This is a genomic window from Actomonas aquatica (assembly GCF_019679435.2).
Taxonomy (GTDB): Bacteria; Verrucomicrobiota; Verrucomicrobiia; order Opitutales; family Opitutaceae; genus Actomonas; species Actomonas aquatica.
The window spans coordinates 2,358,289-2,379,139 of sequence record NZ_CP139781.1; the positions used below are offsets into that span (position 1 = coordinate 2,358,289).

The following is a 20,851-nucleotide window of genomic DNA, read 5'->3' on the forward strand; positions in this document are numbered from 1 at the left end:
ATGAGGTTCAGGCGGCGTAATACCGCAGCAGTTTGGTGAAGGCCGCGATGACCTCCTCGAGATAGCGGTCACTCATTTCTTCGTGCAGCAGCACCGTGAGGTTCCGCGCCAGCAGGCGTTCGGCCTGGGGGAAATGTTGCTTCCGGTAATCCATCGACGTGAGGCCCGCTTCGCGCAACGGCCAACGCCCCGCGAAGAAATCATGGTTCTGAAACACGTCGTATCCAGGGACCGGAGACGGAATGTAAGCCCCCTGTCCCTGCACGCCCTCGGCCTGCAGAGCCCGCGCAAACTCATCCCGCGATATCCGCACCGCGCCGGGCACCACCTGCGGCAGCAGAAACCAAAAACTGCTCTCGCCGCCGGGCGTCTCCGCCGGCACCTCCAACCCCGGCAAGGCCGCGAGCGCCGCCGCCAAGCGTCGCCCCATCTCCTGCCGCCGCGCCACGATGACATCATGCCGCGTGAGCTGACCCGCCGCCACCGCCGACTGTGGTTCACTGATCCGATAGTTGGGCGACAAGGTCGGCGGATTTCGGCCGCCCGCCACTCGATCATAGTGTTTGTCTCCCCACTTGCTCAGTCCCCGACCGAGGTCCTCCCGATTGGTGCCCACAATGCCGCCGTCGCCACAGCTCAGGTGCTTAAATTCGTTGAAGGAATAGCAAGCCAGGTCCCCCTGCAGACCAACTTTCTCGCCCTGCCAGGTGGCTCCCCACGCCTGCGCGCAGTCCTCGATGACGGCCAGTCCGTGTTCCCCGGCGAGGGCCATCACCGCCGCCATGTCACAGGGATTGCCCGCCAGATGCACGGGCATGATGGCCTTGGTCTGCGGCGTGATGCGTCCCGCCGCATCGCTCACGTCGAGATTGCCGGTGAGCGGATCCACATCGGCAAACACCGGCACCAACTGCTGATAAAGGATCCCAATCACCGAACCCATGTCGGTAATCGCAGGCACGATGACTTCGCTGCCCGGGGGCAGTTGCAAAGCCGCGACCGCGATGTGCAACGAAGCCGATCCCGACGAACACGGCATGCAATGCTCGAGCGGATACAGCTCCCGGAAGCGCCGCAGCAACTCGTTGGTTTGGGGCGCGTCCCAATAAAAGAGCGACTCCTGCTCCACCATCGCCGTGAGCCGTTCCAACTCCGGCGCCCCCCAACGGCGCCGCCGCGTGCAGGCGTGTTGCACGATCGCTTCGCCGCCCTCTGCGGCCGGGGTGTTTTCCGCTGCACTCATAGCTTTAGAAACGTCGTCGCGTTGCCTGCCGCCACCGCTTCACGGACCCGCGCGCTCTGCGGTGAAGCCTCGACTTTTTGCACCTGCGCGGTGGTGATGTGCAGCGGCGTGAGTGAACCGAACACGATGCGTCGGGCCCCGACCGCTCGCTTCATCACCCCGAGGGTATCCTCCCACTCGGCGTAACTCAGATCGGTCAGAAAACCCTTCGTCTGCTCCGCCAGCTTTTCCACCTCCCAGCGCGTGAGCCCGTGCACCAACGGCGTGCAGTCCGGCACCGCCGCCAGCCAACGCACGATATCCGCGACCTTCACAGGCTTCACCTTCAGCGCCGGATGTTCGTGCCGCTCATCCCACAGGCGCGCCGTCAAGACCACGCGCTTGCCCGCCGCCGTGATCTGCTGGGCCGCCTCCCGCGCCGCCGCACTGCGCAGGGTCCAGCCACCATACCCCGGTGCGAGACGGACGGCCTTCAACTCCGGCCAGCTGAGCAACTCCGCCAGATCCTGTTCCCAGCCGGGGCCAAACAGGTTAAGCACCGGCAGGGGCGTCATCCCCCGCGCCCGGCCGATCGCCTCGCGCAGCGTCCGGTTCGCCGGCATGGGGTCGGTCGGCCACAGCGCCGCGAAACTTGAAACCAAGCCCCCGCCGATCCCGTGCTTACGCCAGTGTCGGCGCAATGCCGCCGGGTCCCGCACCGGCAGATTCAGGAAGGGCCACTCGCCCACCCAGGCATTCGTATCATAAAAGGTCATACGGCAGGCGGCAGGAGGTTGACGGCGTTGTCGTGCAGGATGCGGCGCTTGGCCGCCGCAGAGATCGATGCGCCGGTGATGCGACCCATCGCCGTCGGCAGATCGCGAATCGGTAGGTCCGACCCGTAGAGCACACGGTGCGCGCCCAGTTCATCCACGGCGCACTCCACCAGACCGGCTTCCGGCGCCGCGCCCGAGGTGTCGATGTAAAGGTTCTCCAGGCCCCGCGCCGCCCGAATGCCCCGCACCCCACAACCGGTCAGATGCGCCATCACCACCTTCACCTCCGGCCAACGTCGCGCCAACTCACAGGTGTCTTCCGGATCGGAATGAAACGCCCGTTCGCGGATATTGGTCTGACTCCATGAATGCTGCAGCACCGGCACCTCGTAACGCGCCGCCGCTTCCATCACCGGCTTCATCGCCGCATCGCGCGCATTGCACGAGATCTCCAGCTTCAGGCCGTGGAACCCGCCCACGGTTTCAAAACAGCGCTCCACTTCGCGCCAAACCTCCGCCTCCCCCAGCAGCGGATTCAGCCCGCAGAAGCCGACATAGAACCGTTTCGACCGCCGCACTACCTTGGCCACGTCGTCGTTCAGAATGCGCGTCTGCTCCGCGTCGGGCAGCCGCCCGTAGCGCAGCACGTCCCCCAGCGCCACCATGCGGGTGATGCCGAGACTCCGTGCCCGCCGGAGTTGGCGCCGGGTTTCCGCGGGTTCCGCACCTTCTTCAAAGAAGATCGGATGGGTATGGAAGTCGATGATGCTCAAGGGTTCGATCCGGGGCCGAGGGGGTAATGAAATTTCATTCGTAAGCGACTGCTCTTTAATGACTTGCCGCAACCTTTTGGGCCTGCCGTCTTGGAGTCAATGCCCCACGGTTTCCCCGCTAAAAATGACGAAATCGACCCCTGGTTGGCGCAGCCCGATGCTGCCACCATTGAGGCCGTGAAATTTCAAACCGGCGACTACCTTATTTTGGGGGTGGGCGGCAAAATGGGCACCACCGTCGCCCTCATGCTGCGCCAGGCTTTGGACGCCTGCGGTCGCTCCGCCCGGGTCATCGGCGTGTCGCGATTCAGTCGGCCGGACGCCCGCACCTATCTCGAATCCCATGGGATCGAAACGCTCGCCTGCGACCTCGCCGATCCCGCCGCCGTCGCCGAGCTGCCCCCCGTGGCCAACGTCTTCTTCCTCGCCGGCCAGAAGTTTGGCACCACCGACGCCCCGGAAGCGACCTGGCTGCAGAACACGATCGTGCCGTCGCTGGTCGCGCGCCATTTCACCACGTCGCGTATCGTCGCCTTCTCCACCGGCTGTGTGTATCCCTTCGCCCCGGTGGATGAGCCCGGCTGCAACGAGTCCGTGCCGCTGTCATGCCAGGGTGAATACGCCAGCTCCTGCGTCGGCCGCGAACGCGTGTTCACCCACTTTTCGAAAGCGCACAACACGCCCGTCCTGCTCTTCCGCCTCAACTACTCCTGCGAACTGCGCTACGGGGTGCTGGTCGACATCGGTCGCCAGGTGCTCGCAGGTCAGCCCATCGATATCTCCACCGGATGGGTCAATCTGATCTGGCAAACCGACGCCGTCGCCATCGCCATCCGTTCACTCGACCTCGCCGCCAGTCCACCGCATCCGCTCAACGTAACCGGTGCCGAGAAGATCGGCGTGCGCGATATCGCCTTTGCCTTCGGCTACCGCTTCGGACTCACGCCCACCTTCACCGGCGAACCCGGCGACACCGCCTGGCTCGCCGATGCCAGCGCCGCGATCGCGCGGTTTGGCCCGCCTCCCACTCCGCTATCCCAAATGATCGACTGGGTGGCCGCCCACCTGCAACGCGGCGGCCCCCTGCTCGGCAAACCCACCCACTTCGAAACCCGTGACGGCAAATTCTGACCCCCTCGCGCCGTGGCGCGAACACCTGCTGGCCGGTCACGTCATCCCGGCCCACCCGCTCGCACTTGATGCCTCGCGCCAACTCTCCGAACGACACCAACGCGCGCTCAGCCGCTACTACGTCGACGCCGGTTGCGGCGGCATTGCCGTGGCGGTGCACTCCACCCAGTTCGAGATTCGCGACCCCGCCCACAATCTACTTGAGCCGGTGCTTACGCTCGCCAGCGAAACCATCGACGCCCAGCTCGCGGCCGCACCGCGGCCCTTCATCAAAATCGCCGGTGTCTGCGGCCGCACCGCCCAGGCCCGCCGGGAAGCCACCCTCGCGCGCAACCTCGGTTACCACGCCGCTCTCCTCAGTCTCGCGGCATGGGGCGACGCCCCCGAGGACGGCATCCTCGCCCACTGTCACACCGTGGCGGAAGAGCTGCCGCTCATCGGTTTCTACCTGCAACCCGCTGTGGGCGGGCGGGTGTTCAGCCGCCACTTCTGGTCCCGCTTCGCCGAGATTGAGAACGTGCTGGCGATCAAGATCGCGCCCTTCAACCGCTACCAGACCCTCGACGTGGTGCGGGCCGTCATCGAAACCGGCCGCCACGACATCGCCCTCTATACCGGCAACGACGACACCATCGTCACCGACCTGCTCACGCCCTTCACCTTCACCCACCACGGCGAAACCATCACCCGGCACATCTCCGGCGGATTGCTCGGCCACTGGGGCGTCTGGACCCACGCAGCAGTGCGTCTGCTTAACGAGCTCAAAGCCGCCCGCGCCGCCCCGTCACTCGACCCCGCCTGGCTCGCCCGCGCCGCCGCCGTGACCGACATGAATGCCGCCCTGTTCGACGCCGCCAATGGTTTTGCCGGCTGCATTCCCGGCATCCTCGAAGTCCTGCGTCGCCAAGGTCTCGTCCCCACCCACCACTGCCTCAACCCCAACGAGGTCCTCTCCCCCGACCAGGCAGCCGAACTCGACCGCGTGACCTCCGCCTACCCCGACCTCACCGACGACACCTTCGTCGCCACCCACCTCGATTCATGGCTGCGGTAACCCCTCTCTGCGATGGTGGGTCGGGCTTTACGCCCGACATCTCCGGCTCTCGCCGCTGGCTCACGGCCTTCCTCGCCGGGGCCACGCTCCCTCTCGCCCTCCTCGCCACCGACGTCACCACTGCAGTCGGTCTGCCCCCGCTCGACGCCTCCCGCGTGGTCACGGTGGACCTGAATAACGACCAGCACGCCGACCTCGTCATCCGCCCCAACTCCCGCGACGACGCCACTCCGCTGGTCTACCTCTGGGAGCCCAACGACACCGCGCCCCTCGGCGGCACCTTCCTCGCCAGCGACACCTCCACCCTGCCGGTGCTCTCGCCCCGCGATGTGATCACCTTCGCCGACCTCAACAACGATGGCCACGCCGACGCCATCATCGGTCGCTACCTCGATTACCTGCAGCCCGATTTCACGCCGCCCACCAACGCCCCCCTCCGCACGTCCTGGTTGCCCGGTCGCGGCGACGGCACCTTCGACGCCCCGCAGCCGATCAATGCCGCCCCCGCCGCCACCACCACCGCCATCGCGGTCGGCGACGTCAACGCCGATGGCCTGCCCGACCTCTGGCTCGGCAATTGGTATCAACGCTACTTCTCCGGCTACGAGGCCTTCAGCAACGACCTCCTGCTGCAGTATCCGATTTCCGGTGACACGACCGCGATCGCCTTTGCCCGTTGGTCCGTGCCCGGCGAAACCAGCCCACTCGACTCGGCCACCGATCCCGGCGGTCGCCCGACCTATGGCGCGATGATCGCCCGCCTCGGCGACCCGGCCGCCGCCGAGCTGCCTTACTTGTTGGAGCTCAATTACGGCCGCCGTTGGAACCGTCTCTGGCAGCTCACGCCCTTCGCTCCGATGATCGAACCGCCGACCACCGAGGAACGCCTGCCGCCCCGCCCCGGGGGCCCACTCGCGTTTCGCGGTGATGAGGTCGCTCGCATCCTGCGCGGCGTCGATATCGCCCCTGCAGCCGGTTTCGACGGCGACAAAATCCGCCACGGCATTCACCCCCAGTGGCTGCACGCCCGCGCCGAAGACGACCCGCGCTTCAAACGCGACGACGAGCTGCCCTTCCGCGCCAACGGCAATACCTTCGACGCCGCCGTCGGCGACATCGACAACGACGGTGACTTCGACGTCTTCGTTTCCACCATCATCCACAACTGGGCCGGCGATTCCTCCGACCGCTCACGTTTCCTCGTCAATCGCCTGCAGGAAACCGGCCGCCTCACCTTCGACTCCCCGGCCCGACTTTCCGTCGATCGCGTCCCCGAAATCGTCACCCCCGACAACCGCAATTTTAATCAGGGCGACATCTTCTGCGAACTGGCTGACCTGAACAACGACGGTCGACTCGATCTCATTCTCTGTTCGTCCGATTACAGCGACCCACCGCCGCACGACGAACGTCTGCGCATCTTCCTGCAACAGCCCGACGGCACCTTCGCCGACCACACCACCGCGCTCGGCATCGACCACATCGGCGCAGGTCAACCCGCCCTGCTCGACCTCGATCAGGACGGCGCCCTCGACCTCGTGGTCGGCCAGACCTTCAACCGCCTCAATGCCGAGCGCCGCCGCACCGCCGCCCTCGCCAACGGCAGCCTCGCCGCCGACGCTCCGGAAGACGCCCGCGGCCAAGCCATTCTGCGCGTGTATCACAACACCTGGACCGAGGGCCGCGCCGGCCTCGTCCTCCGCCTCGTCGGCGACCCCACTCGCGGCGTCACTCGCGACGCCATCGGCGCTATCGCCACGGCCACCGTCGACCTCGACGGCGATCCGACCACGCCCCCCGTTAAACTCATCCGCCAATGGGTCGGCCCAGGAGGCCACGCCGGCAAACGCAGCGACGCCCTCCTCCACTTCGGTCTCGGCGCCGCCGCTCGCGTCGAGTCGCTCACCATCACCTGGCCCGACGCCGCCCGCACCGTCACCACCCACGGTCCACTCAACGCCGGCACCCACACCATCACCCTCTCAGCCCCCGATGCCTAGGCTTCAGCGCGTAGCGGTAGCGGAGCCTTTCGTGTCCATTCGTGGTTAAAAAAGAACCTGCCTCTCAGCCCATGTCCCACCGTCTCATTCTCTTCGCCCTGTCCGTGGTTCTAACCACCGGCGTCCTCCGCGCCCAGGACACCTTGCCGCGCCATTTCTCCGCCGAGCTCGTGCAACGCGCCGTCGACCTCAACGCGCCCCGCTGGAAGTTCGTCGAGCCGCGCCGCTACCGCGAAATGCCCGAGACCTTTGGCCTGCAGATCACCGCGCTCGCCGCCCACGCCGCTCCCGCCTACGAGGTCAACGGCCGCCCGCTCGCCGATCATCTCGCCGCCAAACTCCGCCACTTCCTCGTCACGCCCGAGCCTTACCCCGACGGCACCACCCGCGAGCCGGAAGCGCTCGGCGGCATCGGCGGCTGGACCCACCACGTGCCGGCCAATGCCCTGCTTCTCGCCAAGCATACCCCCGCGGTTTGGAACCAACTCTCCGCGGATGAACACGCCCGGGCCGACCTGCTCATGCAGGCCCTCGCCCTCGCCGGCCACTGGTGCCTCGACGACGACAACAACTATTACGTGCTCATGGACGGGGTGACCCTCTTCCATCGCAGTTGGAATCCCAACCACGTCGAAGGCTACGTCGGCGTCATGGTCGCCGCTTCCCTCTACTTCGGCCCCGACGAGCTCAACGCCTTCTTCCGCTCCTTCGATTTCGATCGCTTCACCGCCCGCCTCGAAGCCGCCAATTTCCGCAACATCCTGCGCTGCTGGACGTGGACCCCGGCCCTGCGCGATCGCATGATGTTTGGCGGCGACCTCGCCGTGCCCGACGACCAAATCCTCGTGCCCGGACTCGTCACCACCGGTCGCGGCGTGCGCAATACGTTCAGCTTCGACGGCATGGGCCTCGACGAGCCGTGGGCCCTTTACCGCAGCCAGGCCATGCGCGTCTTCAACAAAGCCGTGCGCAACGAGGTCAACATCCACGGCGACCTCACCGGCCACATCCTCGGCGAAGCCACCGGCGCCACCACCTCGCCGTGGAACGGCCAGACCGGCTTCATCTTCGAGTTTGAGAGCATGGATTGGTCGGGCCTGCGCACCAACCTCGCTTACGCCTTCGAGGCCGCGATGATCGACCTGATGACCGCGACCACCCTCAAGGAACTCAACGAGTGGCAGCTCGACGCCGGGGGCCGCCCCCTCGAGCGCCGCATGGCGGTGGGCATGGCTGACTTCATCTTCCGGGCCGAGGAAGGTTACGCCGGCTGGGCCAACGGCAAACCCGGCAACTACGACTGGGAAGAGTATTTTCTTCCCAAGGGCGCCGACCTCGTCATCGACCTCTGGCGCAGCTACTTCGAGGCCCCGCCGCCCCCGACCCCGGACCGCCCGCTCGATATCGCGGTCGCCGCCAACGTAGGTGAAACCCAGACCCTCTTCGCCGATCCCGAGGTCTACGCCGCCTGGCCCACCATGGTCCAACTCCCCGACGGGACCCTCGTCATCTCCTTCTGCGCGACCGAGGAACACCTGGGTCCCAATGGCCGCGCCATGATCATGCGCTCCACCGACAATGGACACACGTGGAGCGATCCGGTCGTCGCCGTCGACACCCCGCTGGACGATCGCGAAAACGGCCTGACCGTCGGCCCCGATGGCACGCTCGCCCTGCACGTGCGCAGCGTTGCCTGGACCCGCGCCGCCTACGACGCCCTCGCCCCCGGCTCCTATCCGGACGAAACCCTCGCCCGCTGGTCCGACTACGTGGAGCAACCCGCCTACCGCGCCGCCGCCGATCAAGCCGGCACTTGGATCTACACCTCCACCGACGGCGGCCATACCTGGAGCGAGCCGGTTCCTGGCCCCGACTCCATCCACGGCGGCATCGTCCTCGAAGACGGCACCTGGATGTCCAGTGCCTATCGCGACGAAAAAGGCAGCGTGGCCCTCTACACCGCGCCCGCCGCCAACGGCCCGTGGTCTCGCATCCAGCGTCTGGATACACCCAATACCATCAACCGCCGCTTCGGCGAACCGCACCTTGCCCAACTGCCCTCCGGTCGCCTCGTCATGGCCATTCGCTCCACCGCCAGCCCCTACGACGATCACAACAGCAACAACCAGTTCCACGTCAGCGTTTCCGATGACCTCGGCAAGACCTGGTCCACCGCCGCCAACTCCCAACGCTGGGGCTACCCCGTGCACGTGATCACCCTGTCCGACGGCCGCCTGCTCGCCAGCTACGGCTACCGTCGCCCACCCTACGGCATCAGGGCCAGTCTGAGCACCGACGGTATCAACTGGACCGATACACCCGAACTCGTGCTGCGCTCCGACGCGCCCAACCACGACCTCGGTTACCCGGCCTCGGTTGAAATCGCCCCCGGTGAGATCCTCACGATCTACTACATCGAAAATACCCTCGGCGACCGCCCCATCATTCAGTCCACCCGCTGGCACCTCGAATAAGCGCCCCCTCGCGCCGGTCGGCCGACCCTGAGCACACCCTAGCTGAATTCGGCCCAGCATTCGCCGGCGCCATCCAACCCGAGGTCCCACGCCCCGCCGAAGGCGTGATCGGTTGCCGCGCGCACATCGATCTCGCCCTTGCGCACCTGCAGCATCGTCGCCCCCCGTCCTTCCGCGGGACGACCATACAGCCCCGCGTAGCGCGCCAACACCGCGGTGTTCACACGCTGCGGCCAACCCGCCAAACCGGCAAAGTAGTGGTGCCCGTTGCGCTCCACACTGGTGTTGCCGAGCAGCGCCTGCACCGCGAGGTCCTGCGGCAAGGCCACGGGGCCAACGTTCGACAGGTCCTCGCCACTCATCAGCAGGTTCCCGCCCCGTCGCGTCAGCAAACAGCGGTTGGCGATGCCATGGATCACGCCTTTGCAGTTCTTGTGACTCACGCCCGCGTAGCCGATCGCCAACGCCCGACGCAGGTCAGCCGGCTCCGCACCGGATTCATCAATCAGTAAAGCCGGGCGCTCCCACCAGCGCGGCAGCGCGGCCGCCGTTTCGTCATTCAAGGCCACCGCCCGATGCAGCGGCTGCTCAAAAAACCGCAGCCGTCCCCACAGGTTGCGCAGGCGCGGTCGCTCCTGTCCCCGCGCCCAAAACTCCCGCAACGCGTCCACCGTCTCAAAGGCTTCGTTGCCATCCAAGGTCGCCGCGTAGTCCGTGCCGCGCTCCGCCTCGATCACGGCCGTTACCCGCTCCAAGCGATCCAGCCCGGCCTCCACCTCGGCGCCGACTTTGATCTTAAACTCTCGCACCCCGTAGTGCCGAATCACCGCGCGCAGATCCACCGGCAGACCATCGTCGACGCCAGCCGCCATGGTCTGTGCCTCCGCCTGATCCAAGGCATCTCCGAGACCCACCGTGTGCCGGCAAAACACCCGCTCCACGCTCGTGCGCGGCAACAGATTATCCAGGTCCTGGTCGCCCAACTCCTCATGCAGGTCGCCCAAACGGATGCCCAGACCTCCATCCCGCACGGCTTGGACCACCGAGCAACGGTGCCGCCGGCAAAACGCATCGATCAGCGCCCGCTCCACCAGCGACACGCCGAAGTGCGCCAGCAAGGCCGGCCATCCGCGCTGCGCCGCCTCCGCCCGCTGCGCCTCATCCACCGTCTGCACCAGCGCGTGCACGGAGCGCGCCTCCTGCCCCGACGCGGCCGCACTGGCCTTTCGCAGCACGGTATACATTTCGGCCAGCTCCAACCCGATCGACCGCATCGGATCCTTGGTGAACCATTTCGGCGGCAGGTGATCCGCCGCCCGCCCCCTGACCCGCTCCCCGTCGATCGTCGCTTCCAGCTCCAACCAGGCATGCGGCACCTGCTCCATCACCGTGATGCCGTAATGAAACGGCAACCGGGTGCGGAGCTCGCGCCGATACCAGCGTTGGGCGTGGATCGTGATCATGCGTCGCGTCCCCAGCGCCAGAGGATGGCTTCCAACACGCTGAACTGGTCGGTCAGCAACCCTTCGTAACCGCAGCGTTCATCCTGCCACGTGCGCCAGTCGACGCCCGAGTTGTTGCCGCCAAACACCCGCGCCTCGGCAAAGCCGACACACAGCCGCTTCAGGATGCGGTCACCGTCGCGGCGCAGACCCGCCGCATACAAGCCCATCACAAAACGCCGCGCCTGCGAGTGCGTGCGACCGCAGTTTTGGTAATAACCTTTTGGATACCCCTGCATGATGTCGGCCAGATCTTCATCCGGAATCGGCCACAATGCCAGCGGCAGACCGTAGGCCGGATCCGGCATCTGCACCCGCTCCATCTCGGCCAGCATCGCGGTCATGGCCGCGCGGGCGTCGTCCGCGTCCAGCAGGCCTTCCTGCACCGCCGCGCCATTGACCGCCGGAAACGCATGGTCGTGCAGCTGACCGTCGCGGCAACGCCAACCGGCCAGCCAGCCGGTCTCATCATTCCAAAACATATCGCGGTAATTCGCCCGCAGGCGATCTGCCCAAGCCTCCAGTTCGTCGGCGAGTTTGGTTTCTTCCCAACGCCGCAAACCCATCACGAGGCTGCGCAGCGCGCCGTAAAAGACCGCATTACTCCAAGCGCACTTCCAGCCGAACGAAATCACGTCGGCCCAGCAGGTGCTCCACTGCCCGGTGCCACTCACGCCGGTGCGATGCGGACTTTCAATCAAGCCGTCACCGTCGAGGTCGCGCGCCCGCGCCGCCTCGATTTTGCGCCGAATCGCCGCGCGTTGACGGCGATACCACGTCGCGTCCGCCGCGCCGCTCAGGTAGTCGCCGAGGGCCCGCAGCGCCGCGGCGCCGGTCATGAGATATTCGTCCTCCGCATCGTAGCGGTGACCATTCTTGGAGAGCACGCCGGCTGCGTAACCGGGTCCGTCACTTAACCAACGCTCGAGCGAAACGCCGAGCAGGTCACTGCCATCGGGCCCACCGTGCGTGGCGTCCCGCAGTCCGAGCCGCGGCAGCACCGCCGTCCAGGTTTCAAAACTGATCGCACACGGCATCGAGGCGCCGTTGTTGCTGAGCGTCGCGCCGTCGGCCCGCAGCGTCGGGGCGACGAACATCGTGCGCTCCAACGCCCTCTTCGCCACCGCCGGAGCCCCGCGTCCGAGACGATCTTTTGGCGCGGCCAGCGGACGCATCGTCACCACCGCCTCGTGCGTGCCCGGGCGCAGCACCGCCAGCCCGCGCGCATCGGTGGTTTCGCCCAACTTGAGTTCGAGCAGGTTCAAGTCATCCGCGCGGCGGCACTCGGAGCGCAGCGATACGGCGCCTTCCGACGACTCAAACAACCACGTGCCAAAACCCGGCGCGTTGACCCACGCCGGCAGTTGCAGCCCGCCGGTCTGCCCTTCCTGCACGAGATGACCCACCGCGTGCACCGGCGCGACCGAGTTGCGCCAGCCGATCGCCCACGCCGCGCTGTGCCACGCGGTCGCCGACCGTTTCGCCGTGCGTTTGGCGCGCAGGGTCATGCCATCCCGCCCCACCGTCCACGCGAGTCGATAACTTTGGCCACCGGCTTCCACCTCGTAAGTCACATCGGCACCGCGCACCGCGACCGTGCCCTTGAGATCACAACGCACCGATGGCGCCACCCGCGGGGCCTCCCCCACCGCATGCCATTGCAGTCCCTGCACACACTGCACCGGACTGGTGAAGAGGAGATTGTCGCCGCGCCGCGCCGGGTCCTCCAAACCGAGCCCAAGATGCGCCCAGCCCGGACGGTCCAGGCGGAAGCCCACTTCGTAGTGGGGAGTCCGATACACCACCACGCCGTCACGCATCTCGGCCTCCACCCCACGCGGCAAACCGTCATTCGGATTCACCTCCGTGATTTCCAGGCGTCGCTCGCAGCGCGGTGCCAAATCGCACAGGCGTTCGCCCTCCAGCACCAACGCGCCCATCATCAAATTCCAAGGCGTCCAACCGCCATCGATCCCGCAACGGCGAATCTCAATCAGCGCGGCGTCCGTCACCACTTTGCCGAGGGAGAACCAACGCACGTTGGTGCCCCGCGGCCGTGGCAAGCCGGTGCGTTCCAGCACGACCGTCCACTTGCCCTTCACCCGCGCCCACAGGCGCACATCCACCACCCAATCGAGGTCCAACCGACTCCCGCACTTGTGATAACCCTGCGCCGGACGCAGCCCGAGACGATCCAGTCGCGTCGGTCCCTGCAAGCGCACCGCGCGCTGGTGCACAATGCGTTTATTGGGAAGATCTGTTTCCCCGCGCGTGCGCCCCGCCCAGCAGGAACGACCGGCATCCAAACGGTTGCCGGTGCTCAAGTCGCCCATCGGCGGCTCCAAATCAACGATCTTCAAAAGGTCCTCTTTCATGGCTAGTTATCGAGGACGCCCGCCGGTTGCACCGCTTCCGCCTTCGCGTTCAAGGGTTCCCCCGACGATCGCGTCCAGCCTCAGAGCATATCGCGACCGCCCGCGCAAATCCATGCACGTTTTGGGAGCTGTTGGGTAGTTTCTGGAGGTCGCAACGCTCGGGCTGCGTCGCCCCAACCGCCCTCACTGGAAAAACTCGGCCGGATTCACCGTGATGGTCGAAGCCACCGCCTCGCCGTCGCGCAGGGCCGGCACAAACACCATCTCTTCCACCACATCGCGCACCATCGGCGGGATCACCGCCAACTCGTCATGCAAACGGATCAAGCGACCTTTCTCGTCGAGGTCGACCTGGACCGGAAAATCAAGATCGGCGCCATTCTCACGCTCCAGCAGGGCTCGCGGAATCAGCGACCACGCCGGCGCGGCCGAAACGGTTTCACCGCGATGCTCCCCGAGATGAGCCAACCGCACATACTCGCGGGCTTCCTCGTCGGTGACCGCGTAACGTTTTTCCGAGAGATTGGTCGGCAGCTCCTCCGCCCGCAGGAAGAGGTGCAGGCGGGAGTCCTTGACCTCATAACCCGGCGGAATGCCACGCCGCATGATTTCAATTTCCCGCGGCTTCGGACCGATGTCCCCGAGTTTGTGCGTAAAGCTGATATCGCTGAGTTCCCCTTCCTTGCTGAAACGCACCACCACCACGCCCTGCACATCCTTGAGCGGCGTCGCGGAGGAGACCTCAAACTTCAAACGCACCGCATCGAACTCCGGCGCCTTGCGCGCCGGACCAGGCAAGCCACCATTCGAGGCCGCCACCGACCACATGTCGGATTGAAACTGTTGAGCCTCAACGAATGCGGAGAAGATATCGGTTGAGATCAGCATTTGCTGTTCCGCCGAGGGGGCGTCCGCACTCACCGAGTTGGGGTCGGCGGGCGTGGCATCGCGCCGCAGGTCCATTTCAGCCTCCGCCGCGCGGTCCGCGGCAAAGTCCTGCAGTGCGACTTGATTGCGCATCTGTTCGCGGGTCGGGTCCGCCGCTGGCGAAAAACAACGTTCCACCTTCAGGTCCGCCACCGTCACATCCGTGGCGCTAACTTTCGTGGTCGGCTTGAGCCGCAGGCCGGACGTCTGACGCAAGTTTAAGCGTTCGCCCGATTCGAGTTGGATGCTTCGCCCATCCACTCGCCGCACGGGAACAAGCTCATTTCCTTGGCGCACGGTTAGTTCCGTGCCGACAAACAACACGTGATCGCGCGTCGGCGCCGGACGGGATTCAATCACCTTAGGGTCAGCCGCGTGGGACAGGCTCAACAAGCAGCCACTGCCCAGGACCAACCGCACCAAGTTTCGGGGTAAGTAAAACAGCATGGCGGGTTCGTGGAATGTAGGACCTGCCCCCCGTATGAAAAGAGAAGACCGCCGCAGACGAAACTTTCATTCGTTTCATCGCCGCGGCGGTCCTGCTGCCCACAAAGGGCGGGTCGGCATTCGAAGTCCCTTCCGATCAGCCGACCCGCCCGAGCTCTGGTTTTCCTCTACGAAGCGACGCCGGCTCTACGGCGCCACTTCGTAAATCTCGATGAGGCCGTCGCGGCCGTCTTCGCTGCGGGGCTGCAACTGCACCGTGTAGGCGCCCGGTGCCAGTTCGACCAACACCGCCGCATCGGCCGCGTCCGTTGCCAGCGCGAACGCACCGACAGCCGCCGTCTGCGTTGCAATCACCGTCGCGGTTGCACCGCCGTCGAGCGGCGTGGCCCAGTCTTCGTTGCGAGCGATCAGCTCACCGGCAGCGTTGCGCACATCGATGGCCACATCCGCGAGCGCCGTGCTCACGCCGTAGTCCTCCAGCGTCGGGCCGATGCCGCGAATGAGCATCGTCTTGCTGGCATTGCCTTCGATCACGAAGCCCACGATGAGGCTGTCCTCGCCGTCCCCGGCGCGACTGAGCGCGGAGAGGTTGACCAGTCGGTCCGCCACATCGACGGCGCCGAGGTCATACACCTCCGCCAACACGATGCCCCCGGCACTGGCTTCGTCGTTGATCGCCAGCGTGTAGGGGCCGGGCGCCAACACCGGCGCGAGCACGGCATCGGCACTGCCCGGCGTGAGGCTGAACGCTCCGGCTTGGGCAAACCAATCGCGCATCTGCGGGCTGCTTTGCCAACCGGTGTTCACGGCCAGCTCCGCGCCCTCGGCGTTGTGCAACGCGAGCCGCGGCGATTCCAGTTCTCCGGCGCCGAGATACGGCGCGAGCCCCGGTCCCACCGCGCGCAGCAAGACGCGGCGCGGCGCACTGCCTTCAACGACAAACCCCACCGTGATGACGTCGTCGAGCTCCAGCGAGACGCGCGTGGAGAGGTTGCGCAGACGACTGCCCAGGATGTCGATGCCGCCGTCGCCAGGATCGCCGCCGCCGTTGCCCCCCTCACCGCCGCTGCCGTCGGGATTCACCGTGATGCCGTCGCCACCCGGTAACCAATCACCGAGATCGCCGGTGATCGCCCCAAAGCGCGTCGGCAAGGTGGAACCATAACCGTAGCCCGAAGGCTGCGTGCCGATGAAGTGCCGGTAGTATTCACGCACCGACCCCGAGCCAAACTGCGTCGCCGAAGTCAGGGTGCGCACCCGCAGCACGTATTCTCCTTCGATCGGCAATACGTTGCCTTCCCAGCGCCAGACGGAACTGCCGTCACGCCGCCACGCAAAACCGCGTTCGCTCCAGGTTTCCCCGTCGGTGCTCACCGCAAGACTCACCGCGTTGGCACTGGCGCCACCACCGGTTTGCACCCAGGTGAGTCCGCGGCCGTCGTCATCGACCAACAAGGCTTGGCCAAACGCGTTGGCCGCATTGGTGCGGGCAAGCAGCGCCCGCGACGCGCCGGCAAACCGCGTGAAACTGCCGCCCGCCACCAGGCGACCTTCGCGGTCGATGGTGAGCGCGCGCACCGTGCCGTTGGTGGCCGGGTTGCCCGCGACCGCGAGCGTCCCGTCGTCACCCAACACCGCCAACTTCGGACTGGTGCTGCCATTCACCGTCGTGAAGTCGCCACCCACGCCGATCAGGCCATCGGCCCGCAGCACGACCGAATACACCCGGCCGTCGAAGCTCGGCGTAAACGTCGTATCGAGCGCACCGGTGTCATCGAACCGCGCCAGATAAGCGCGCGCCGAGCCATTCGCCGTGGTGAAGGCGCCAGCCACCAACACCCGCCCGGCCAGGTCCACCGCCACCGCGTCGACGGTGCCATTGACCGTGGGTGCCCAGGCGGCGTCGAGCGCACCGTCATTCCACAGACGCGCCAACCGCGTGCGTGACGCGCCCCCGACCTGACTGAACTCTCCGGTCACAATGATGCCGCCTTGTTGATCCAGCGCGACGCTGCGCACCGGACCGTTGATCACCGGCGCAAAGGCCGTATCCAGGGATCCATTACTCGCCAACCGCGCGAGGCGCTGACGCGTTTGCCCGTGCAGTTGCGTGAAGGCGCCGCCGACCAGGATTCGCCCGTCCGGCGTGGCCACCAGCGTGTTCACGTCGCCGTTGGGCGCCGGCCGGTAGGAGCCGTCGGGATTGCCATCGAGCTGCACGCGGGCGAGCGCGGGCAGATCGTTCGAGTCGAGCGTTGTAAACGCGCCGCCGAGGTAGAGCACGGCTTCGATATCGAGGCGGGTGAAGTCACCGCCGATCAGGATGCTGCCATCGGCGCGCTCCAGCATCGCGTAGGTGCCGTCGTCCGGGTTCGGGTTGAAGGTTTGATCAATGCCGCCATCGGGCAGCACGCGAGCGACGCCTGCCCGCGCCAGACCATACTCGGCATCGTTGGGAAAGAACGCCCCAAAATCACCGCGCACCAACATCGCGCCGTCCGCCTGCACGTGCACTTCACGCACCGTCGCGTTGGGCCGCGGATCAAAGCTGGTGTCGAGCGTGCCGTCGGCATTGAGCCGGGCGAGGTAATAGACGTCCGCATCTTCGTCGGCGATCGCGTTGCCTTCATCGTCTTCGTCGCCGTCGGCATCGTCGTCGTCGTTTTCGTTGTCGGTCAGATTCGTGAAGAGCGTGAAACCGCCCGCCACGATCAGCCGACCATCGTCGAGCAGATCGAGATCCCAGACCGCACTGTTGGGCGACGGATCAAAGTCTGCATCCACCACGCCGGTGCTACTGATCCGTGCCAAACCGCTGCGCGCATAGGTGGTCGCATCGTCGTCGTTGGAGGTGACCACGGTGAACTGACCACCCATCGTAATGTCGCCATCCGGATGGATCGCGAAGGACCCCACAAAGGCATCGGTGATCGGCGCGAAGGTGGTGTCGAGGGTGCCGTCGGCATTGAGCCGCGCAATGTAGGCCTGTCGGGTGTCGTCGTTGGTGGCGCCGTCACCGTCGTCATCGTCTTCTTCGCCGTCATCGACTTGGAAGGTCGTGAAGTTGCCGCCGATCAGCACTTTGCCGTCGGCCTGGAGCGCGGCCGCCGAAATCGAGGCCGAAGGCGCCGGCACCACGAAGCTGTCGTCGTAGCTACCGTCACTCAGCAGGCGCGCCGCGTAGCTCTGCTCCACGCCATCCACTTCGGTGAAGGAACCCACGATAACGATGCGGCCGTCCGGCTGCAGCAGGATCTCCGTCACCGTCGCGTCCGGGGTCGGACGGAAGTCCGGATCGAAGGTGCCGTCGGGCCGCAGGCGCACGAGGTTCGGACCGGAGGTATTGGCGGTGTTGGTGAAGAAACCACCCAACAGCACCGAACCATCCGGTTCCTCGACCGCCGCGAAGAGACGGCCGGAGAGATCGTCGATCTGCGTGTAGTTGGCCCCGGGCAGGTCCTGACCGTTGGCATCCAACAACGCGATGTTGCTGCGCAGGTCATCCCAAATGCCGGTCTCCACCCGATCGAGCAAGGCATGCACTGCGCCGTCGGAACGCAGGTTGAAGGAGCTGAGCACCGAACCGTCGGCCGTAAAGCGAGCCACGTTCTGCCGCGCCACACCACCGATGTCGTCAAAGCGACCGGCCGCCAGCACGTGGCCGGTGCGTTGCACGGTGAGCGCACTCACATAGCGCGCCGGATCGACCGAGGCGGTGGTTGCCCACGCCGTCGTGTCGACCCCGCTCGGCGCGTAACGCACCAACGACGTGGTCGTTCGCACGCTGCGGTCCGCCGTCGAATAAAACACCCGGAACGCGCCACCGAGCAGGTAGTCCCCATCGGCCAGCGGCAGGATCACCTGCAGACTGCCATCGGTGTTCCATTCCTCGCTGTCGTCACGCGTTCCGTCGGCGTTGAGCCGCACCAAGGAGTCGGCCAGGTCGTAAACCGTATCAGGATCCGGCGCGTAACGGTTAAACTCACCGCCCACCAGGATGTCGCCGTCGTCCATCACCTCGAGGTCAACGACGGCGCCATTGAGCGTGGGGGTGAAGGTTTGATCCAGCGAACCGTCGGCGTTGATCCGGGCGAGGTTGTAGCGGTCGGCATCGTCGTCGGTGACGTCGTCGCCGTCATCATCATCGGCCTGCCCGTCGTCGAGTTGCAGCAGGGTGAATTCGCCACCGATCAGGATGCGACCATCGGCATCCACGACGACGGAGTTCACCACGCCATTGGGCGCGGGATTAAAACCTTCGTCGACGTCTCCGTCGGTTTCGAGGCGCGCCACGTAAGCGCGGGTCTCCGTGCCCACGGTCGTGAATCCACCGGCAATCAGCAGGCGGCCATCCGATTGGCGCGCGATGTCGTTCACACTCGCATTCACCAAAGGCGTCCAATCCTCATCGATGCTGCCATCGGCCAACACGCGGGCGAGGTAGGCGCGACTCACGCCTTCATAGTCGTCGCCCGAGGTATCGGCGTCATACCCGGGCGTGAAGCCCGTGAATCCACCGCCCACCAACATCGCTCCGCTGCTCTCCCGCAACAGACTGCGCACCGTCGCGTTGGGTTGCGGATCGTAGCTGGTATCTAGACTGCCGTCCGGATTGAGCCGCGCCAAATAGGGCTGCGAGACGTCGTCGATCGTGGTGAACGCGCCGCCCACCACGAGCTTGCCGTCGTCCTGCAAGGCCAGCGCCGTGACCGAGCCGTTTAACTCCGGGGCGAAACTCGCATCCACCGTGCCGTCCGGCTGCACCAACGCCAAACCGGAGCGAGCCACGCCGGCGAAATTTGCGAACGAACCGCCCACGTAGACCGCGCCGTCGCCGCGCTGCACCGCCGCAAGCACGACGGCTTCACCGCCCGTGGTGAACTCCGCGTCAATGCGACCCGTTTCGTTCACCCGCGCTCCAAACAAACGCGTCGACGTCACGCCGGTGGTGCCGTCGTAGATGGCCACAAAGTGACCGCCCAACACGATGCCGCCGTCCTCCTGCAGCGCGATCGTATTGACCGTCCCGGAGGGCCCCACCCGGAAGGTGGTGTCGACCTGACCATCCCGTTCCAGTCGGGCAAACCCGGCTGCCGACTGCGAACTCTGCGACACGAAGGGCAGGAACTTCGTGAACTCGCCGCCCACGATCGTCGTCCCCGCGTGCTCAATCGCCAAAGCAGTCACACGTCCATCGGGCCGCGGATGATACGCCGTATCGCGCACGCCATCGACCGACAGGCGCGCGAGAAAGAGCTGCTGCTGCAGCTCCGCTTCGCCGGTGCCACGCAGCGCCAGGAAATCGCCGCCCAGCAGGATCGAGCCGTCACTTTCGATGGCGATGGCCCGCACCAGGTTGTCGGCCGCCACATCCCAGGCCGTATCCAAACTTCCGTTACTCGCGAATCGCGCGATCCGGCCGACCGCCTCGTCGCCCGCCTGCGTAAAGGCGCCGGTCGCGATGAAGCCGCCGTCGCGCTGCGCGGCCAGCGCCAGCACTTCGTGGTTCAGCGCGGGATCAAAGCCCGCCACCGGGGTGCCGTCTGACTCCAGCAGCGCCAGATAGTCATGTGCCGCAGGGGTGGCCTCCGGTCCGGTCGCCACGGTGCGAAACGCACCACCCACCGCGATGCGACCATCCGCCAACACCGCCAACGCCAACACCGCGTCGCGCCAGGTCGCTTCGCCGGCAAACTGCGGCGCAAAATCGGGGTCCACGCTGCCGTCGACGCGAATGCGCACCAAACCGTGGCGCACGTGCGCGCCGCTTTCGTCGGTCACAGTGGTGAAACCACCTCCGACCAGCAGGCGGCCGGTGGCATCAAGGGCGAGTGCGCGCACCGGGCCGTCAAACGCTGGCGCAAACGCGGCATCGAGCGCCCCGTCGGGCGCAAAGCGCGCGAGGCGGTCGCGGGTCTGCGGCGCCCCTCGACGACCGGGATGCAAACCGGTGAAGGCACCGCCCATGACGATGGCGCCGTCGGGTTGCACGAGCGCGGCATGCACGATGCCGTTGAAGTTGGGATCAAACGCTTCGACCGGTGCCGTGGTGGCACGGCTCATCGACGCGGCGGCGAGCAGACAGAGGCTCAACCACCACGCACTCCAGCGAGGGGAAACAGGGACAAATCGGTTCATAACAGGGACGGAAAACAGAGAGGTGAAATTCA

General features: G+C 66.1%; 11 protein-coding genes. 4 read left to right on the forward strand and 7 right to left on the reverse strand.

Annotation, left to right across the window (positions count from 1 at the left end):
• Positions 1 to 7: 7 nt before the first annotated feature.
• From K1X11_RS09245 to K1X11_RS09255, 3 genes are read right to left on the reverse strand one after another with little or no spacing between them, the layout of a single operon-like run.
• Complete coding sequence (locus K1X11_RS09245; protein WP_221029721.1) at positions 8 to 1,243, reverse strand: DegT/DnrJ/EryC1/StrS family aminotransferase; 1,236 nt, start codon at positions 1,241 to 1,243, stop codon at positions 8 to 10.
• Positions 1,240 to 1,998 (reverse strand): amidohydrolase family protein, encoded by a 759-nt coding sequence (locus K1X11_RS09250; RefSeq protein WP_221029720.1) that lies wholly within the window; start codon positions 1,996 to 1,998, stop codon positions 1,240 to 1,242. Before K1X11_RS09250 ends, K1X11_RS09245 begins: the two co-directional genes overlap by 4 nt.
• On the reverse strand, positions 1,995 to 2,771 hold the full coding sequence (locus K1X11_RS09255) for an amidohydrolase family protein (protein ID WP_221029719.1): 777 nt from the start codon (positions 2,769 to 2,771) through the stop codon (positions 1,995 to 1,997). Before K1X11_RS09255 ends, K1X11_RS09250 begins: the two co-directional genes overlap by 4 nt.
• 99 nt (positions 2,772 to 2,870) lie before the next feature.
• Between K1X11_RS09255 and K1X11_RS09260 the strand changes: the two genes are divergently transcribed.
• The 4 genes from K1X11_RS09260 to K1X11_RS09275 all read left to right on the forward strand — a co-directional run bounded on the left by K1X11_RS09260 (position 2,871) and on the right by K1X11_RS09275 (position 9,430).
• A complete protein-coding gene (locus K1X11_RS09260; RefSeq protein ID WP_221029718.1) occupies positions 2,871 to 3,902 on the forward strand; it encodes an NAD-dependent epimerase/dehydratase family protein in 1,032 nt (343 codons plus the stop codon).
• Positions 3,886 to 4,956, forward strand: coding sequence for a dihydrodipicolinate synthase family protein (locus K1X11_RS09265; RefSeq protein ID WP_221029717.1), 1,071 nt, complete (start codon positions 3,886 to 3,888; stop codon positions 4,954 to 4,956). The genes K1X11_RS09260 and K1X11_RS09265 overlap by 17 nt, the downstream gene beginning before the upstream one ends.
• Positions 4,944 to 6,956 (forward strand): CRTAC1 family protein, encoded by a 2,013-nt coding sequence (locus K1X11_RS09270; protein WP_221029716.1) that lies wholly within the window; start codon positions 4,944 to 4,946, stop codon positions 6,954 to 6,956. The genes K1X11_RS09265 and K1X11_RS09270 overlap by 13 nt, the downstream gene beginning before the upstream one ends.
• A gap of 71 nt (positions 6,957 to 7,027) precedes the next feature.
• Positions 7,028 to 9,430: a sialidase family protein gene (locus K1X11_RS09275; RefSeq protein ID WP_221029715.1), complete on the forward strand. Its 2,403-nt coding sequence runs from the start codon at positions 7,028 to 7,030 to the stop codon at positions 9,428 to 9,430.
• Between the two features lie 38 nt (positions 9,431 to 9,468).
• Here K1X11_RS09275 and K1X11_RS09280 read toward each other — a convergent pair whose 3' ends face one another.
• From K1X11_RS09280 to K1X11_RS09295, 4 genes are all read right to left on the reverse strand, one after another.
• Positions 9,469 to 10,893 (reverse strand): enolase-like domain-containing protein, encoded by a 1,425-nt coding sequence (locus K1X11_RS09280; RefSeq protein WP_221029714.1) that lies wholly within the window; start codon positions 10,891 to 10,893, stop codon positions 9,469 to 9,471.
• Entirely contained in the window at positions 10,890 to 13,307 is a 2,418-nt protein-coding gene (locus tag K1X11_RS09285; RefSeq protein ID WP_221029713.1) for a glucosidase family protein, read from the reverse strand. Before K1X11_RS09285 ends, K1X11_RS09280 begins: the two co-directional genes overlap by 4 nt.
• Before the next feature lie 183 nt (positions 13,308 to 13,490).
• Entirely contained in the window at positions 13,491 to 14,450 is a 960-nt protein-coding gene (locus tag K1X11_RS09290; protein ID WP_221029712.1) for a hypothetical protein, read from the reverse strand.
• A gap of 417 nt (positions 14,451 to 14,867) precedes the next feature.
• Positions 14,868 to 20,819 (reverse strand): delta-60 repeat domain-containing protein, encoded by a 5,952-nt coding sequence (locus tag K1X11_RS09295; protein WP_221029711.1) that lies wholly within the window; start codon positions 20,817 to 20,819, stop codon positions 14,868 to 14,870.
• Between the last annotated feature and the right edge of the window lie 32 nt (positions 20,820 to 20,851).

Excerpts from the sequence above, each read along its gene's own strand:
- K1X11_RS09245 (WP_221029721.1), bottom strand. The coding sequence starts at position 1,243 with ATGAGTGCAGCGGAAAACACCCCGGCCGCAGAGGGCGGCGAAGCGATC.
- K1X11_RS09250 (WP_221029720.1), bottom strand. The coding sequence starts at position 1,998 with ATGACCTTTTATGATACGAATGCCTGGGTGGGCGAGTGGCCCTTCCTG.
- K1X11_RS09260 (WP_221029718.1), top strand. The coding sequence starts at position 2,871 with ATGCCCCACGGTTTCCCCGCTAAAAATGACGAAATCGACCCCTGGTTG.
- K1X11_RS09270 (WP_221029716.1), top strand. The coding sequence starts at position 4,944 with ATGGCTGCGGTAACCCCTCTCTGCGATGGTGGGTCGGGCTTTACGCCC.
- K1X11_RS09275 (WP_221029715.1), top strand. The coding sequence starts at position 7,028 with ATGTCCCACCGTCTCATTCTCTTCGCCCTGTCCGTGGTTCTAACCACC.
- K1X11_RS09280 (WP_221029714.1), bottom strand. The coding sequence starts at position 10,893 with ATGATCACGATCCACGCCCAACGCTGGTATCGGCGCGAGCTCCGCACC.
- K1X11_RS09285 (WP_221029713.1), bottom strand. The coding sequence starts at position 13,307 with ATGAAAGAGGACCTTTTGAAGATCGTTGATTTGGAGCCGCCGATGGGC.
- K1X11_RS09295 (WP_221029711.1), bottom strand. The coding sequence starts at position 20,819 with ATGAACCGATTTGTCCCTGTTTCCCCTCGCTGGAGTGCGTGGTGGTTG.